A 15847-nucleotide genomic window follows, 5' to 3' on the forward strand; every position below is an offset into this window, starting at 1 on the left:
GGCGGCCTAGACGACCTCAGCCCGGCTTTCCCGCAGGATCTCCACTCGCCGGGCCAGGTCGTCGTTGAGGCTGGCACCGAGCAGTGCCCGCGCCGCGACCGTGTCGAGAGCGGTGATCCCTCGAAGCAGCCAGGGCACCACCACGAACAGCGCGAGCGCGGCCGCTGCGGGCGGTGCGGTGGTCCAGCCGCCTCCGGCGATCAGGAGTTGCACGGTGATGATGGCCGCGACCAGGCACGCCGACCACGCCGCGACCCCGCTCAGGAAGCCCACCGCGCCGATCAGGGGCCCGATCACCAGGTGATAGGCGATCTGACGCCACACGCTGCCCGACCGCGCCTGCAGGAGAAGCCGTCTGAGCGGGCTCCCGTCCCGGGGGAGAGGCGGTGCAGGGGGGATGTCCAGGTCGAGGAAGGCGGCGAACCGGGAGCGCTGCAGCCAGGTGAGCAGCGGCACCATCCGGGTGAGGATCAGCAGCGCGACCAAGGGGACGAAGACCGTCCACGCCAGTGCTATCGACAGCGCGCCCAGCCCCAAGATCGCCACCATCGAGATGAGCGCGATCGGGACGCCCGTCGTCACATGGATGGTACGGAGCCAGGTCCGCGACGACCAGTGGCCGCGAATTCGGTCCCAGGGAGTGGTCATGCGCCAACCGTAGAGAGCGGCAGGGCTCGACGACATGACCCGCATATCCCAGAAAAAGGTGAGGTAAGCCCCACCTTTCCTCGAGCCGCGACCGGAACGGGAGCAGCGTATGAGCGTCTTCTCTGCCGTGTCATCACTACCGGGGCGAGCAGAGGGTGCCTGTGGGGGCCGACGTCAGAATCGTCAGATACCGGTCGGCGTACCCCGTCACGCATGGGTCAAGGGGACGTGACGGGTTCACGGGGCGGTGCCGCCAGCCGGAGCAGGTCAGGGCCTCCAGCCCGATACCGACCCCGCCGCCGAAGTCGTGGGAGATCCGCTCGCTGTAACGGCGGTCGCTGACGAGCGCCTCGTACCCCAGCCTGACCAGGCCACCCGGGCACCGGGCCGCCACCGCGCCCGGCGAGTTCCAGCTCGCGGAGACGCCCAGGATCTGCTCGCCGAACCAGGCGAAGTCGCCCTTGCTCGCCTTAGCAGCGCGTCGGCGAACTCCGGTGCCTTCTCCGGCGCGCAAACCTCGGATGTACGGTTCAGGCATGATCGACTGTCTGAAGCGGGACGGCACCAGGCCGACGGCCTGCCCAGCCGTCTGAGACATCGGGCCGATCGGTTCCGACCAGTCACATGCCGCCCAGGCGTGCGACCGCCGACTCGGGGATCGGCGTCGAGAGACGGTACGGCGGCCGCCGCCGGTCAGGGTTTGTCGCCTTGGGGGGAGGAGCGCAGTTCGACGCAGCACTCTCCCTGCCGCGGCGCCAGGACGGCCCGCACCCTGGTGGCCTCCAGGCCGGTGAGCATGCCGTCGAGGAAGGCGTGGTTGATTCCGCAGACCAGTTCGGGGGCCCGCGCCGCGAGCGGGTGGAACGGGCAGTTGCGCAGCCGTACGCAGGTTGGGGACTCGCGGCCGGGCTCGAAGCCGTGCCGCGACAGCAGGCCTTCGATCAGCGTGAGGGCGCGTTCCGCGCCGAGCCGGCCGGGCTTGGCCCGGGCGCGTTCCGAGGCGCCGATCTCTTCGCCGCGCCGACCGGCAACCCGGACCGCCGCCTGGCGGGCGCTTCCGTCCTCGCCCTCCGCGAGGACGGCGTCCATCAGTATGTCGGCCAGCACCTCGTGCCGCCGTTCGGGGATCGTGACGCGGATGTCGGTCTCGGCCGGCTCGTAGACCTTCGGCGTGCGGCCGACCTTGCGGATGCCGCCCACCGGCTCGTAGCGGGCGCGCAGCAGCCCGGCGTCCACCAGTTTGTCCAGGTGGAAGGCGGCCAGCTTGCGCGAGATCCCGACCGAGGCGGCGGCCTCGTCACGGGTCACCGGACGGCGCGCCCTGCGGATGTGGGCGTACATGCCCTGGCGCAGCACGTCGTCGAGCGCGGCCACCGCACTGATCGCTGGATCGGTCGTCACGCTGTCACGATAACGCCTGCGACCGCGGCCGAAAAACCTCCAAGCCGTCGATATGCCCAGCCCCTTGACCACCGGGCTGAATAAGACCAACATCTATTGGCGTAACTACTGGGCGCAGGCGGAGGTCGACGATGGCCGGCGGAGCACCACACGAGACGAGACGACCGGTGAGTGCGGCGCATCCGTTCCACCCGATGCCGGTCACGGTCACGGTGCCCATCGGGGCGTCGGCTCCCAGCAGGGTCGTCGACCTCGCGGTGCCACTGGTGCCACCGGCCGCGCCCGGCACGAGGGGCCGCTGACATGCGCTCCTGTTCCGCCCTGCGGGCGATCGACGAGCCGTGCGACGGCGTGGACCTGGCCGCGGCCGAGCGGGCGGCCGGCGAGTTCCTCAAGGCGCTGGGCATCTCGACGGACTCCGAGAGCCTGCGGGAGACTCCGGCGCGGATGGCCCGGGCGTACGCCGAGCTGTTCACGCCCCGCCCTTTCGACCTGACCACCTTCCCCAACGAGGAGGGCTACGACGAACTCGTGCTGGCCCGGGCGATCCCGGTCCGCTCTATCTGCGAGCACCACCTGCTGCCCTTCGCCGGAGTCGCCCACGTCGGCTACCTCCCCGGCGACCGCATCCTCGGGCTGTCCAAGCTGGCCCGGGTCGTCGAGCACTTCGCCCACCGGCCGCAGGTGCAGGAGCGGCTCACGAAACAGGTGGCCGACTGGCTCGCCGAGAGGTTGCGACCCGCGGGGGTCGGCGTCGTGATCGAGGCCGAGCACACCTGCATGACCCTGCGGGGAGTGCGGGCCGTCGGCTCGACCACCGTCACCTCGGCACTGCTGGGCATCCTGAGAGAGGACGCGCGATCCCGTCAGGAGTTCTTCGCCCTCACCGGCACCCGCGCCTGAACAAGGAGACCATCGCCGTGGCACAGCAGAGGTTCGTGATCGTCGGAGCCGGCCTGGCCGGCGCCAAAGCCGCCGAAGCGCTGCGCGAGCAGGGATTCGACGGGCGGATCACCCTGATCGGAGCCGAGCCGCACCGCCCGTATGAGCGGCCCCCGCTGTCCAAGGGCTACCTGACGGGCGGGACCGACCGGGCCGGGGTCTTCGTCCACCAGGAAGGCTGGTACGCCGACCACGACGTCGAGTTGCGGCTCGGCGTCGCCGCGGCCGGCCTCGACCGCGGCGCTCACCACGTCGAACTGGCCGACGGCGACGTGATCGAGTACGACAGGCTGCTGCTCGCCACCGGGGCCCGCCCGCGAAGGCCGCCGATCCCCGGCGCGGACGCGCCCCACGTGCGCTACCTGCGCGTGATCGAGGACTGCGAGGCGCTCAAGGACGTCCTCGGGAGCGTGTCCCGGCTTGCGGTGATCGGGGCCGGCTGGATCGGGCTGGAGGTCGCCGCCGCCGCCCGGCAGGCCGGCGTCGCGGTCACGGTGCTGGAGGCGGCGCGACTGCCCCTGCTGCGGGTGCTCGGGCCCGAGGCCGCCCAGGTCTTCGCCGCCCTGCACCGCGACCACGGCGTCGACCTCCGGCTCGGGGTCACCGTCAGCGAGATCACAGCCGGCGGCGTACGGCTGGGCGACGGAGACGAGATCACCGCCGACGCCGTCCTCGTCGGCGTCGGCGCCGAACCCGACGTACGGCTCGCCCTGCGCGCCGGGCTGCCCGTGGACGACGGCATCGTGGTGGACGCGGCCCTGCGTACCGGCGACCCGGACATCGTCGCGGCCGGAGACGTCGCCAACGCCTTCCACCCTCTGCTGGGCAGGCACGTACGGGTCGAACACTGGGCCAACGCGCTCAAGCAGCCCGCGGTCGCCGCCGCCACCATGCTCGGCCGGGAGGCGGTTTACGACGACCTGCCCTACTTCTACACCGACCAGTACGATCTCGGCATGGAGTACGTCGGCCACGTCGAGCCGGGCGGTTACGACCAGGTCGTCTTCCGGGGGGACGTGGCGGCGCGGGAGTTCGTCGCCTTCTGGCTCAGGGGTGGTCGTGTCCTGGCCGGCATGAACGTCAACGTCTGGGACGTCGTCGAGCCGATCAAGGCGTTGATCCGCACCGGAACACCCGTCGACCCCCATGCGCTGGCCGACCCAAACCGGCCACTGGCCGCGCTCGGCGCCGAAGCGTCGAAGCCGGCAGAACGTGAGTCGCTCCGGCTTCACCCGGAGGAGGAGTGATGACCGGCTCCTTCTGGTGGGACCTGGCGATCGGCGTGATGGGCGCGCTGCTGCTCGCCTGGCTCGCTCTGGTCCTGGTGCTGGCGGCCCTGCGGCCCCGGGGCGGGTTGCTCCGTGAGGCACTGCGAGTGCTGCCCGACGTGCTGCGCCTGGTCCGCCGCCTCGCCGCCGACAGCACGCTGCCCCGGGGCATCCGCATCCGGCTGGGCCTGCTGCTTGCCTACCTGGCGATGCCGATCGACGTGATCCCCGACTTCATCCCGGTCCTGGGCTACGCCGACGACGCCATCATCGTCACCGCGGTGCTTCGTTCGGTCGTACGCCGTGCGGGCCTGCCGGCCGTACGCGCTCACTGGCCCGGGACGGAGGACGGCTTCGTCGCGCTGGCCCGGCTGACCGGCCTGGGCACGGCGACCGACTCCGGCCGATCGGAGTAACACGTCCGGCGTCAGGCGAAGCGTGGCGCAGACTAGCGTTGCTTGAGGCGCTGCGCCTCCTTGCGCACCTCGGCCTGAATCTCGCGCTCGCGCTGCAGCCACTCGGGGTTCTCCGCCTTGATGGCGTCGATCTCGGCGGTGGTGAGCGGCCCGGTGATGCCGCCCCTGGCCAGGCCCGAGTTGGAGACGCCCAGCTTCACGGCGACGACCTGCCGGGGGTGCGGCCCGTTGCGCCGCAGGTCGGCCAGCCAGGCCGGCGGGTCGGCCTGCAGCGCGTTCAGCTCGTCCCTGGAGACGACTCCCTCCTGGAACTCGGCGGGAGTGGCCGAGAGGAGCACACCCAGCTTCTTGGCCGCGGTCGCGGGCTTCATCGTCTGAGTGGCCTTGAGCTTGGTCATGGTGTCAAGGGTATGACGCGGAGCCGCTTTCCCTGGCATCGGTACGCTGGGGAGGTGACCGACAGGGAGTTCCGGCTGGCGTACGTGCCCGGGGTGACGCCCGCCAAATGGGTCGGCGTCTGGGCCGAGCGGGTGCCCGACGTGCCGCTCACCCTGGTCTCCGTCGCCGCCGCCGAGGTGGTGAAGCTCCTGCACGACGGCGGCGCCGATGCCGGGTTCGTACGGCTGCCCGTGGACCGTGAAGGGCTCAGCGTGATCCCTCTCTACGTCGAGACCACCATGGTCGTGGTGCCGAAGGATCATGCGGTGGCCGCCGCCGACGAGGTCACCGTCGCCGACCTCGCCGACGACGAGGTGTTCCATCCGATGGACGACACCCTGGAGTGGACGGCCCTGCCGGGGCGGCCGGCGCTCACGCGTCCGGACACGACGGCGCAGGCGATCGAGCTGGTGGCGGCGGGGACCGGGCTGCTGCTGGTGCCGCAGTCGCTGGCGCGCCTGTACCACCGCAAGGACCTGACCTACCGGCCGGTCGTGGAGACGCCGCAGTCGCAGGTCGCGCTGGCCTGGCCCACGGAGGCGACGACCGAGCTGGTGGAGGACTTCATCGGCATCGTCCGGGGGCGTACGGCGAACAGTTCGCGGGGCCGTGCCCCCGCGCCCGCTCAGGAGAAGGCGCGGAAGCAGCCACGGAATCCCGCTCCGGGCGGATCGGGCCGCCGGAGCGCGCAAACCGGCCGGGGCAGAAAGGGCCACCGCCCCCGCTGAACCCGCGCGACCGGAGACGCCTGTGCCGCCGATGCCGCATCAGCGCGCCGGTGTCGCGCGCCGTCCTGTATTCGGGGGGTAAGGCGTTCACCGCAGAATACTGCCGGTAGGTATTCAACCGAACGCGCGGGCCGGCGCCTTGTGTGTGGGCGCGATTCCGCGTGCGTGGTGAATGCGGAACGGTGTGCCGTGATTCGCGACGATCTCGGGAAGCCGCAACAGCGGTCACTCCGCGATTCAGCCGACATCGACAGGGCGGGATCCGATCGTCCTGGTACGGGCGCGACGCATACTCGCTTTTACGTTTCTCAGCCATTGGACACGCGGCAGGAGTGTAACACGCGGCCGGTGGCCGGCAAAGGGGCGTTTCGATCGCTGGGCCGATCGCGATTGCAATTCGCCGCTCGTATAGAAGTGAGAAGTTCGTAACATGTAAACCGCCTGGTCAGTATCGATGAGCGGGTTTCGGCGCCACACTAAACGCGGCCGGTTGCGCGGCCGATATCGGTTGGTGAAAGTTTCTCGCTATCTTGCGTGCCGCTGTGACGGTGTCGTATGCTCCGGCCGTTGCCGCTACGGTTTCTATGCGAGGTTCAGCTTTGCCCGAGTTGATTCCCATTACGGAAAACATTGGCACTGAAGTCCGCGGAATCGATGTCACAGGCCGTATTTCGGATAACGAATTCGAGCGCATCTATCGGGTTGTCGACAAGGCCGGCGCGCTCGATGGTCCCGTTCTCGTCGCGGAGCCGGACGTGGCGATCGCCGGGCTCGAGGAGCTACGCCTCGCGTCCATGAGGCCCGTCGAGTTCGTCCAGGAACACATCCGTGTTCGTTGACTCCTTGGTGGACAAGCTCGCCGAGCATCCCGCGCAGCGGATGCGGTTCGTGGCGCGCGACAGGACCACGCTGGTCAAGACGTACGGCGAGATCCACGACGACGCCGTCCGGCTGATGGACGAGCTGCGCGACAGCGGCCTCGGCCCGGGTGACCTCGTCGGCGTGTTCGGCCCGAACTCCTACGAGTGGATTCTCGCCGACCTCGCGCTGCTCGCGCTCGGCTGCGTCCCCGTCGCCATCCCCGCGGAGAACCGTCACGAATCGGCGGACATCGGCGCGTTCGTCGAGCGTTTCCGTCTGGCCGCGCTGCTGGTGACCCGGCCGCTCCCCGGCGAGGCCGGCCTGCCGGCGGCCACCGCGGTCCTGTCCGAACGGCCGGTCAAGCTCGGCCCGGCCCGGCACGACGACGTTCCGGCGCTGCCGCCTGGAGTGCGCACGATCGCGTTCTCCTCGGGGACCGCCGGGACGCAGAAGGGCCTGATGCTCACCGACGACGGCATCGCCAACACCGTCGAGCTGTCGGCCCGCGCGTGGCGGGTCACGACGGACGACGACATCTTGATCGTGATGCCGTACTCGAACTTCCAGCAGCGCTACCTCACCTACCTCGCGATCTCGACGGGCTGCGCGGCCACCGTCGTACCGCCGGAGATCATGTTCCAGGCGCTCAAGGTCGTGGAACCCACGATCATCCTCGGCCCGCCGTCCTTCTTCGAGGTGCTCTACAACCGGGTCATGGCCGCCGACCCGGCCGAGCGCATGGACAAGGGCCGCGGATGGCTGTCGATGTACGGGTCGCGGGTGCGGCTCATGTACACCGGGTCCGCGCCGGTGCCACCGGCCATGGTCGCCCTGTTCCAGGAGCTCGGGGCGCCGCTGTACGAGATCTACGGCAGCACCGAGATCGGCTGGATCGCCATGAACGTGCCCGGTGCGGCCAGAGCCGGCACGGCGGGACGGCCCGTGGACGGCGTCACCGTCGAACTCGGCGACGGCGGCGAGGTCGTCGTGCGCGCCGAACGGCCGCAGGTCGCCGGGTACGTGTACGAGGGCGTCGAGACGCAGGACGCCGTCTTCCGTCCCGACGGCAGGATCGTCACCGGCGACCTCGGGGTCCTTGAGGACGGCTTCCTGCGGCTCGCCGGCCGCAAGAACAACGTGATCATCACCCGGAGCGGTGTGAAGATCAATCCGGCCGAGCTTGAGGCCGGCATCGAACGCGCCTTTCCCGGCGTCCGCGCCATGGTGGCCCTGCCGGACGGCGCCGCGCTGCTCGCCTGCGTCGTCTGGCTGGACGACCCGGGCAAGGCGGCCGAGGTCGAGGCGCACATCACACGGATGAACGCGGACCACGAGCCGTCGCACCGCATCGCGACGACTCTCGTCCGCCCGGCGGAGGAGCTCACCGTTGAGAGCGGCCTGCTGACCAGGAACTTCAAGATCGACCGTAGCGCGGTCAGGCGCACCGTCTGGACGAGTGGAGACAGGTGACCGAGGACGAGATCTGCCGGATCATCGCCGGTGTCCTGCCGGGAAAGGACGTCGCACCGCACATGAGCCTCAGGAACGACCTCGGCGTCGACTCGATCGGGCTCATGAGCATCGTGTTCGTCCTTGAGGAACAGACCGGCATCGACACCATGAGCCACATCATGGAGTTCACCGAGGCCGAATACGTGCACGAGATCGTCGGCATCTGCCTGAAGGCGGCCTCATGAAGATCATTGACTTTCACTGCCACGTCGCGGCCGAGATGTGCTTCCCGCCGTCGTTCCGCGACGGGGTCATCGACAACATGGCCGCGGCCATGCACGCGCGCGGACTGCCGGCGCGCAAGGAACACCTGCGCCGCATGCACGACGCGACCCTCCAGGATCCGCTGTGCGACCAGCTCGTCAAGGAGATGGACGAGGCAGGGATCGACGAGGCCGTGCTGCTGATGCCGGACTTCACCTACGCGCTGAAGGACGGCACGCACACCATCGAGGAGATCGTCGACCACCACAAGGTGGTGACCGACCGGCACCCCGGCCGCTTCCGCGTCCTGGTCGGCGTCGACCCGCGGTGGGGAGCCGACGGGATCGCGCTCTTCGAACGGGCCATCGTCGAGTACGGCTTCGACGGGATGAAGCTCTACCCGCCGTGCGGCTACCGCCTCGACGACAAGGCGCTCTACCCGTTCTACGAGATCTGCGCGCAGCACCGGCTGCCGGTGCTGTCGCACATCGGCGCGACCTCCCCGGCCCTCGACTTCGAGATCGCGCTGCCGATCTACGTGGACCGGCCCGCGCGGGACTTCCCCGGCGTGGACTTCGTGCTCGCGCACGGCAGTGTCCACTACCCCGACGAGTGCGCGATGCTCTGCAACAACCGGCCGAACGTCTACATCGACGCCAGCGGTTACGAGGCCCCCGACGGGGTGGCCGGGCTCAACCGGTTCTTCCGCCGCAACATCAACCACAAGGTGCTGTTCGGAACCGACTGGCCGATCTTCCGGTTGCAGGGCAAGCAGACCAGCTTCGTGGAACGACTCACAGCCGAAGGAGCCTTCCCGGCCGAGATGACCCAGGCCGACCGCGACCTGTTCATGTGGAAAAACGCACAACGGCTTCTCGACAAGAAGGGCACGGGCAAATGACATCGTTGACCGACGGTCTCACCGCCGAGCAGGTCCAGTTCTTCAAGGACAACGGCTACGTCGGCCCCTTCGATCTGTACGAGCCCGGCGAGGCTCAGAAGATCTGGAGCAAGGCCATGATCGAGATGGCGCTGTCGAAGAACAAGCCGCACAACTCGACGATCATCAACTACGACCGGCACCTGGACTGCGACACGCTCTCCGAGCACATCTCACGGCCTGAGATCGTGAACAAGCTGCGTTCACTCCTCGGCGACGACATCATCTGCTGGAAGTCCAACATCTTCCAGAAGCAGCCGGGTGACGCCGGCACCGGCTGGCACCAGGTCGAGAAGTACATCGTCGGCGAGACCACGACCGCCGCCACGCCCTCGTTGAACTTCGCCTACAGCCGCGACGACGACACGGTCCTCCAGGACGTCAGCGTCTGGACCGCCTTCTCCCCGGCCAAGCGCGAGAACGGCTGCCTGCGCTTCATCCGCGGCAGTCAGAAGCGCTGGTTCTACGACGAGACCAAACGACTCACCAAGAGCCCGGAGCGCAAGACCGACTTCTTCGGCTACGACTACTCCGAGCTCCAGATCGACCCGAGCTGGGACCCGGAGAAGGACGACGTCGTCGACATGGAGATGGAACCCGGCCAGTTCGTCCTGTTCGTCGAGAAATGCGTCCACGGGTCCCTGCCGAACATCAGCGACCAGACCCGCCTCGGCTACGCGTCCAGGTACGTGATCCCGCAGACCAAGGTGTACGAGCACGTGGACAAGCTGGTCGAGTTCGGCGACGAGATCAGCCTCGACTACCACGGCTGCGTCCTGGTCTCCGGCGAGGACAGGTACGGCTACAACCGGATCTACACCGAGAACCTCAACGGCTACGAGTTCAGGCGGGTGGCCAATGCCTGAGATCGACGACCGGCTGAGGAACTTCGTCGACTTCCTCGGCACGCAGCCGATGGCGCCGGACCTCACCTACGAGGAGGTCGCGCAGAGCACGTCACGCGCCGAACTGGGCATCAGCTCGCTCAACATCCTCATCCTCGTCAACAACTACATCGAGGAGAAGGCCGGCGGGAAGATCGCGCTGCGTCCCGAGTGGGTGCCGATGCTCGACGAGGTCGAAGGCATCCTGTCGGTGATCGAGGAGATCGACGCCGGCGCGCCGGTCGAGGTCTGAGTGGCGGCCATCGGGTCCTTCACCTGGGTCACCGGTCACGCCGAAGGCCGTCCTGAGGACATCCCCGGATTCGAGGACCTGTGGCACGCGGTGTCGCCGGACACCGCGTTCGCCGCGATGGGGACAGGCACGTACCGGAAGATGACCGGGCCGGTGACCCCCTACATCGTGGACTGTGTGGCGAAGGTGCTGAGCGGGCACGGCGTCCGCGCGGCCGAGGTGGACCGGCTTGTGCTCGCGACCTCGGACGGCGTGCTCGGCCTGCTCGGCAGGGACGTCGCCGTCGACGTCATGCGCGCCGCCGGGCTCACCGCGTGCGTTCCCACGATCGTGTCGCTCCAGCAGTGCTGCAGCTCCATCGAGGCTCTGCGGTACGCCTGGGGCCTGGCCGTCGCGGGCGCGCGCAACGTCGTACTGGTGGCGCTGGACTTCACACCGGACGACCGCGACCGGGTGAGGTCCTTCGCGGTCTTCGGTGACGCCGTGGCCGGCTGCCTCATCAGCCGTGACCACGCCGGCCTCACGCTCGTGGGGACCGGTGTCGCCACCGACTTCTCCGGCATGGTCGGGGAGGACACGTTCGCGACCCGGCAGTCGGTGGCGCGGGCCGCGCTCGGCCAGGCGTTCGGCCAGGCCGGACGCACGCCGGAGGACGTCGCGAAGATCTTCACTTCGAGCCTGTTCGCACCCATCGCGACCTTCAACGCGATGGCCGCCGGACAGGCCCGCGAGAAGCTCCATTTCCAGGAGCCGATGACTCGGTACGGCCACTGCGGCAACGCCGACTGGCTGATCAATCTGACGGACTACCACGACAAGACCGGCCTGGAGCCAGGAGCTCTCTACCTCGCGCAGGCCTCCGCGCCGGGCTTCTTCGCGTGCGCACTACTGGAGGCAGGTACATGAAGATCGTGCTCGACGATCTCCGCAGCCCGGAGATCGCCGCGTTCCTGGAGGACCACCTGCGGGAGATGCACGCCATCACCCCCTCCGAGAGCGTGTACGCACTCGACCTCGACAGGCTCCGGGTCCCGGAGGTCACGTTCTGGTCGGTGTACGACGGCGACCAGCTCGTCGGCTGCGGCGCGATCAAGCGCATCGACGACACGCACGCCGAGATCAAATCCATGCGCACCGCCCGCGAGCGCCGGCGCGACGGCATCGCGAGCCTGCTCCTCACCCACATACTGGCGGAGGCCAAGGCGATGGGCATCGAACGGCTCAGCCTGGAGACCGGCGCGACCGAGCCCTTCGAGCAGGCCAGGAAACTGTACGAGAAGTTCGGCTTCGAAGCCTGCGGCCCGTTCGACGGCTACGGCCCCGACCCGCACAGCTACTTCATGACCCGGACGGTCTGACGACATGAAGGACGTCGTCCACGACTACGACCAGCAGTTGTACGACCGGTCGTTCCTCAACTGCTACCAGCGGCAGGCCATGGTCATGCTCGCCGAGCGCGTCCCCGACCTGCCGCTGGCCTTCTACAACTGCCTGGTCGCCGGCGACGACATCGCCGACCAGGTCATCCGCCTCGGCCGGCCGAAGTACGACTTCCAGAGCGACCTGCTCGACCCCGCAGCACTCGCACGCGTCGGGATCACCCGTGAGTACGTGCCGTTCGACACCTACGCGCAGGCACGCGAGCTCGTCTTCGACACCGTCGAGCGCACCGGATACGTGATCCTGTTCATCGACGTCTACTACCTCCCGCACACTCCCGAGTACCGCGGCGAGCACGTCGTCCACACGATCACCCTCACCTCCCACGCCGACGGCCTCTGGTCGATCCTCGACGACAACCAGGCCAGTGTGCTGTGCCGGTACGCCTATCCCGAGGACGTCGTCGCCGCGGCGTTCGACAACGGCAAACTGCGGCACGTCAGCTGGTTCCCCGTCGGCCCGTACGACGCCGCCGCCGCGACGGCCGGGTCGTCGGCGGCGTTCACCGAGGTCCTGCGGACCTACGACGACACCTACGCCCTGCTCGACGGGGTCGCGGACCTGCTGGGGACACCGTGGATCAGCCCGGCGCGCACCATCGCCCTGCTGTACGACGCCTTCTCGGTGTACGAGGGGTCACGGGCCTGCCTGCGGGAGTTCGCGAAGAGGCAACCGGCGTACGCGGACGCCGATCCGGCGCTCGCCGACCTCGTCGGCCGGTGCAGGGACATCAGGAACCAGCTGATGATCGGCAAGGCGATCGGCCGGGTGGACGCGTCCCGCGTGGCCGCCGCGTGCGCGGAACTCCGCACGGCCGAGGAGGACACGCTGAAGCGGCTGCGCGGGCTGGGAGGACTCTGATGCCGATCGATCCACGCCTGGTCGTGACCGGCTACGGCGCAGACGGCGAAGCGGTCGTCGTACGCGACACGCCCGTCCCGCCGATCACGGCACGCGCGTTCCCCGGCCAGGAGATGTACCTGCTGTGGGGCAGCCCCGACGGCGGCGCGACCGTCGGCCCGAAGGCCCCCGGCCCGATCACGCTGCCGTTCTTCGCCGGAGCCGGCGGCACGCGGCTCCTGCTCGTGCGCTTCCCGCCCGCGTCCGCGCTCACCGGACCACCGTCCCCCGACGACCAGGCCGAGATCGACGCGGAGGTCCAGGAACGCCTCCCCGGCCTGATGGACGTCTTCGAACCCGGCGACACCTCGGGGATGCACACCACCGACACCCTCGACTACGGCATATGCCTCGAAGGCGAGCTGTGGCTCGAACTCGACTCCGGTGACGAGGTGCGGCTCACCCCCGGTGCCTGCGTCGTCCAGCAGGGGACCCCGCACGCCTGGCACAACCGCTCCGAGACCCCGGCACTGATGGCGTTCGTCGGCATCGGCGCCGAGCGGCCGACATGACGAGGCTGGTCGTCGTCGGGACAGGGCCCCGCCTGTACCGCGAGTTCATGCTGCGCGGCATCGGTGAGCGCCACGACGTCCACATCGTCATCGGCAGACCGGCCGAATGGGAGACGCCGTACGTCACCGGCGTCAGCGTCGTGCCCGGCATGACACCGGACGGCATCGCGGCCGCCGTCCAGGAGATCGTCGCAGAAGGCGGCGTAGACGGCGTCATGACGTGGGCCGAGGACCACGTCGTCGACACCGCGCTCGCCGCGGCCGCCGCGGGCCTGCCGGGCCCCGGTCCCGACGCCGCACGCGCCTGCCGCGACAAGCACCTCACCCGCTCGGCCCTCGCCGCACGCGGCGTCCCTCAGCCCCAATCCGTCCTGGTGGGCGACCTCACCGAGGCGCGCGCCGTGGCCGACAAGTTCGGCTATCCCATCGTCGTCAAGCCGAGAGGCGGCGTCGCGAGCCAAGCCGTCGCGCTCATTCACGACGCCGGGGAACTAGCCGGTCACTTCCCCTCCGCGCACCGCCTCCCGGCCGCCGGCCTGCGCTCCCCGGACCGCTCCGTCCTGATCGAGGAGTACCTCACCGGCGAGGAGATCGCCGTCGACTCGGTCGTGCGGAACGGCCAGGTCATGCCGATCTTCGTCTCGCACAAGGAGATGGGTTACGCGCCGTACTTCGAGGAGACCGGCCACTGGACACGGGCCGCCGACCCGCTACTGGCAGACCCCGCGATCATCGGGTTCCTCACCCAGGTCCACACCGCCATCGGCTACTCGACCGGCGCCACGCACACCGAACTCAAACTCACCGGCGACGGCCCGAAACTCATCGAGATCAACGGCCGGCTGGGCGGCGACCTCATCTCCTACCTGTGCGGCAACGCCTCCGGCGTGGCCCCCGGCCTGGCCCTCGCCGCCGTGTCCTGCGGTGCCGACCCCGACCTGACACCGGTACGCACGTCATGCGCCGGAATCAGGTTCGCCTACCCCCCGTGGCCCGAGACCCGCGTAGAGCGGATCGCCTTCGACGAGGCGGCTCTCCCCCCGGAGACGGACCTCGCCGTTCCCCTGGTCGGCCCGGGCGAGGTCGTCCAACTGCCGAACAAGGACCTCATGGAAGCCCGCGTCGCCTTCGCCACCGCCACCGCGTCCACCCGCGAGGAGGTCTCCGCCGCACTGGACCAGTCCCTGGCGGCACTGCGCTGCACGTGGAGCCCCGCATGACCAAGCCGCGCACGTGGAGTCCCCCATGACCAACCCGCCGCAGACACCCGCCGCCGAAGCCCCTGCGGGGGTGATCCGCACGCTGCGCGAACTGCCGCGATCGGCCGTCGTCCTGTTGTTCGGCATCGCGCTGAACCGCGCGGGAAGCTTCGTCGCGCTCTTCCTGATCCTGTACCTCACGGGCCTCGGCTACAGCCCCGGGCAGGCGGGCCTGATCGTCACCGGTTTCGGCGTGGGCTCGATCGTGGGAACGTTCGCCGGCGGCAGCGCCACCGGAAAGTACGGCGCACGAACCGTGATCATCTGGGCGATGCTGTCGTCCAGCCTCGCCATCGCGGCCCTGACCCTCGTGACATCGCTCGTCCTGCTGCTGGCCGTGAGCTTCGCCGCAGGCGCCTTCGGCCAGATGTACCGCCCCGCCGCCATGACGATGCTCGCCGACCTGACCCCGCCGCGACGCCTCGTCACGACCTCGGCCGCGGGCCGTTTCGGCCTCAACCTCGGCGCCGCCGTCGGCCCCCTGCTGGGCGTATGGCTGGCCGCCGCGTTCTCCTACCAGGTCGTTTTCCTCGTCAACGCATTGGTGGACCTGCTCTTCGCCGTGGTCGTCCTGCTGGTCATCCCGGCCGCGACCGCTGACCGCGTGAGCGACCACACCACCACCGGGAACCGAGCCGCCGAGGCCCCGGCCCCCGAGGGCACCGCGCGTTACAAGGACCTGCTGGGGGACCGACGCTACCTGCTGTTCCTCGCCGGCATGTTCATCACGGCCGTCGCCGAGGCGCAGTACCACTCGACGCTCCCGCTCGAAGTGCAGCAACGCGGCTACCCCACCGTCCTCTACGGCGCACTGGTAGCGATCAACGGCGCGTTGGTCATCCTCGTGGAACTCCCCCTGACCCCCTTCGTCCAGCGCTTCCCCATGCGAACCACCGTCGCCACCGGCTGCCTCCTCCTGGGCGTAGGCCTGAGCCTGTTCGGCCTCCCCTTCGGCCCATGGATCTTCGTCCTGGGAGCCGTCGTCTGGACCCTGGGAGAGATCATCAGCGCTCCCAGCATCGGCGCCTACCCGGCCCTGGCCGCGCCGACCCCCACCATCCGCAGCCGCTACATAGGCGCACTCTCGACCTGCCAAGCGGCGGGCTGGGCCATCGGCCCCACCATCGGCACGGCCCTGTTCGAGCACGTGGGCGGCGCTGTCTGGGTGATGTGCGCGGCCCTTGGCCTCCTCGCCTACCTCGGCATGCGCGCAGGCGTCCGCGAGCCCGTCCTGCCCTAGC

At 69.4% G+C, this 15847-nt stretch carries 21 protein-coding genes; 17 read left to right on the forward strand and 4 right to left on the reverse strand.

Going from position 1 to position 15847, the window contains the following annotated elements; genetic code table 11:
• Positions 1-6: 6 nt before the first annotated feature.
• From F5972_RS38355 to F5972_RS24690, 3 genes are all read right to left on the reverse strand, one after another.
• Positions 7-648 (reverse strand): sensor domain-containing protein, encoded by a 642-nt coding sequence (locus F5972_RS38355; RefSeq protein ID WP_225311822.1) that lies wholly within the window; start codon positions 646-648, stop codon positions 7-9.
• Positions 649-784: 136 nt separating this feature from the next.
• A complete protein-coding gene (locus tag F5972_RS24685) occupies positions 785-1162 on the reverse strand; it encodes a hypothetical protein (RefSeq protein ID WP_150936377.1) in 378 nt (125 codons plus the stop codon).
• Between the two features lie 179 nt (positions 1163-1341).
• Positions 1342-2049 carry a helix-turn-helix transcriptional regulator gene (locus F5972_RS24690; protein ID WP_225311823.1) on the reverse strand — a complete coding sequence of 236 codons (708 nt, stop codon included), beginning with the start codon at positions 2047-2049 and terminating at the stop codon, positions 1342-1344.
• 167 nt (positions 2050-2216) lie between these two features.
• Between F5972_RS24690 and F5972_RS38940 the strand changes: the two genes are divergently transcribed.
• From F5972_RS38940 to F5972_RS24705, 4 genes are read left to right on the forward strand one after another with little or no spacing between them, the layout of a single operon-like run.
• Positions 2217-2351 carry a hypothetical protein gene (locus F5972_RS38940; RefSeq protein ID WP_263641860.1) on the forward strand — a complete coding sequence of 45 codons (135 nt, stop codon included), beginning with the start codon at positions 2217-2219 and terminating at the stop codon, positions 2349-2351.
• A gap of 1 nt (position 2352) precedes the next feature.
• Positions 2353-2952, forward strand: a complete 600-nt coding sequence (gene folE, locus F5972_RS24695; protein ID WP_150936382.1) for a GTP cyclohydrolase I FolE — start codon at positions 2353-2355, stop codon at positions 2950-2952.
• A 17-nt stretch (positions 2953-2969) separates the two neighbouring features.
• Positions 2970-4238: an NAD(P)/FAD-dependent oxidoreductase gene (locus F5972_RS24700; protein ID WP_225311825.1), complete on the forward strand. Its 1269-nt coding sequence runs from the start codon at positions 2970-2972 to the stop codon at positions 4236-4238.
• Positions 4238-4675, forward strand: a complete 438-nt coding sequence (locus F5972_RS24705; RefSeq protein ID WP_150936384.1) for a YkvA family protein — start codon at positions 4238-4240, stop codon at positions 4673-4675. Before F5972_RS24700 ends, F5972_RS24705 begins: the two co-directional genes overlap by 1 nt.
• Positions 4676-4707: 32 nt before the next feature.
• Here F5972_RS24705 and F5972_RS24710 read toward each other — a convergent pair whose 3' ends face one another.
• Positions 4708-5073 (reverse strand): DUF5997 family protein, encoded by a 366-nt coding sequence (locus tag F5972_RS24710; RefSeq protein ID WP_150936386.1) that lies wholly within the window; start codon positions 5071-5073, stop codon positions 4708-4710.
• A gap of 54 nt (positions 5074-5127) precedes the next feature.
• Between F5972_RS24710 and F5972_RS24715 the strand changes: the two genes are divergently transcribed.
• The 13 genes from F5972_RS24715 (at position 5128) to F5972_RS24775 (ending at position 15846) form a co-directional block, all read left to right on the forward strand.
• Complete coding sequence (locus tag F5972_RS24715; protein WP_225311826.1) at positions 5128-5841, forward strand: LysR family substrate-binding domain-containing protein; 714 nt, start codon at positions 5128-5130, stop codon at positions 5839-5841.
• Positions 5842-6440: 599 nt separating this feature from the next.
• Entirely contained in the window at positions 6441-6680 is a 240-nt protein-coding gene (locus F5972_RS24720) for a hypothetical protein (protein WP_150936390.1), read from the forward strand.
• Positions 6670-8172, forward strand: coding sequence for an AMP-binding protein (locus F5972_RS24725; protein WP_150936392.1), 1503 nt, complete (start codon positions 6670-6672; stop codon positions 8170-8172). The genes F5972_RS24720 and F5972_RS24725 overlap by 11 nt, the downstream gene beginning before the upstream one ends.
• Entirely contained in the window at positions 8169-8399 is a 231-nt protein-coding gene (locus F5972_RS24730; RefSeq protein WP_191910301.1) for an acyl carrier protein, read from the forward strand. The genes F5972_RS24725 and F5972_RS24730 overlap by 4 nt, the downstream gene beginning before the upstream one ends.
• Positions 8396-9319: an amidohydrolase family protein gene (locus tag F5972_RS24735; protein ID WP_150936397.1), complete on the forward strand. Its 924-nt coding sequence runs from the start codon at positions 8396-8398 to the stop codon at positions 9317-9319. The genes F5972_RS24730 and F5972_RS24735 overlap by 4 nt, the downstream gene beginning before the upstream one ends.
• Positions 9316-10224: a chlorinating enzyme gene (locus tag F5972_RS24740; RefSeq protein WP_150936399.1), complete on the forward strand. Its 909-nt coding sequence runs from the start codon at positions 9316-9318 to the stop codon at positions 10222-10224. The genes F5972_RS24735 and F5972_RS24740 overlap by 4 nt, the downstream gene beginning before the upstream one ends.
• The gene (locus tag F5972_RS24745) at positions 10217-10495 is read left to right on the forward strand and encodes a hypothetical protein (protein WP_150936401.1); all 279 of its coding nucleotides are present in this window, start codon (positions 10217-10219) and stop codon (positions 10493-10495) included. Before F5972_RS24740 ends, F5972_RS24745 begins: the two co-directional genes overlap by 8 nt.
• Positions 10496-11401: a beta-ketoacyl-[acyl-carrier-protein] synthase family protein gene (locus tag F5972_RS24750; RefSeq protein ID WP_150936404.1), complete on the forward strand. Its 906-nt coding sequence runs from the start codon at positions 10496-10498 to the stop codon at positions 11399-11401.
• Entirely contained in the window at positions 11398-11853 is a 456-nt protein-coding gene (locus F5972_RS24755) for a GNAT family N-acetyltransferase (protein ID WP_150936406.1), read from the forward strand. The genes F5972_RS24750 and F5972_RS24755 overlap by 4 nt, the downstream gene beginning before the upstream one ends.
• Before the next feature lie 4 nt (positions 11854-11857).
• Entirely contained in the window at positions 11858-12796 is a 939-nt protein-coding gene (locus F5972_RS24760) for a hypothetical protein (protein ID WP_150936408.1), read from the forward strand.
• Positions 12796-13347 carry a cupin domain-containing protein gene (locus tag F5972_RS24765; protein ID WP_150936410.1) on the forward strand — a complete coding sequence of 184 codons (552 nt, stop codon included), beginning with the start codon at positions 12796-12798 and terminating at the stop codon, positions 13345-13347. The genes F5972_RS24760 and F5972_RS24765 overlap by 1 nt, the downstream gene beginning before the upstream one ends.
• Positions 13344-14567 (forward strand): ATP-grasp domain-containing protein, encoded by a 1224-nt coding sequence (locus F5972_RS24770; protein ID WP_150936414.1) that lies wholly within the window; start codon positions 13344-13346, stop codon positions 14565-14567. The genes F5972_RS24765 and F5972_RS24770 overlap by 4 nt, the downstream gene beginning before the upstream one ends.
• Positions 14568-14592: 25 nt before the next feature.
• Positions 14593-15846, forward strand: a complete 1254-nt coding sequence (locus F5972_RS24775; RefSeq protein ID WP_150936416.1) for an MFS transporter — start codon at positions 14593-14595, stop codon at positions 15844-15846.
• Position 15847 lies beyond the last annotated feature (1 nt).

This window comes from Microbispora cellulosiformans (genome assembly GCF_008728085.1).
GTDB lineage: Bacteria > Actinomycetota > Actinomycetes > Streptosporangiales > Streptosporangiaceae > Microbispora > Microbispora amethystogenes.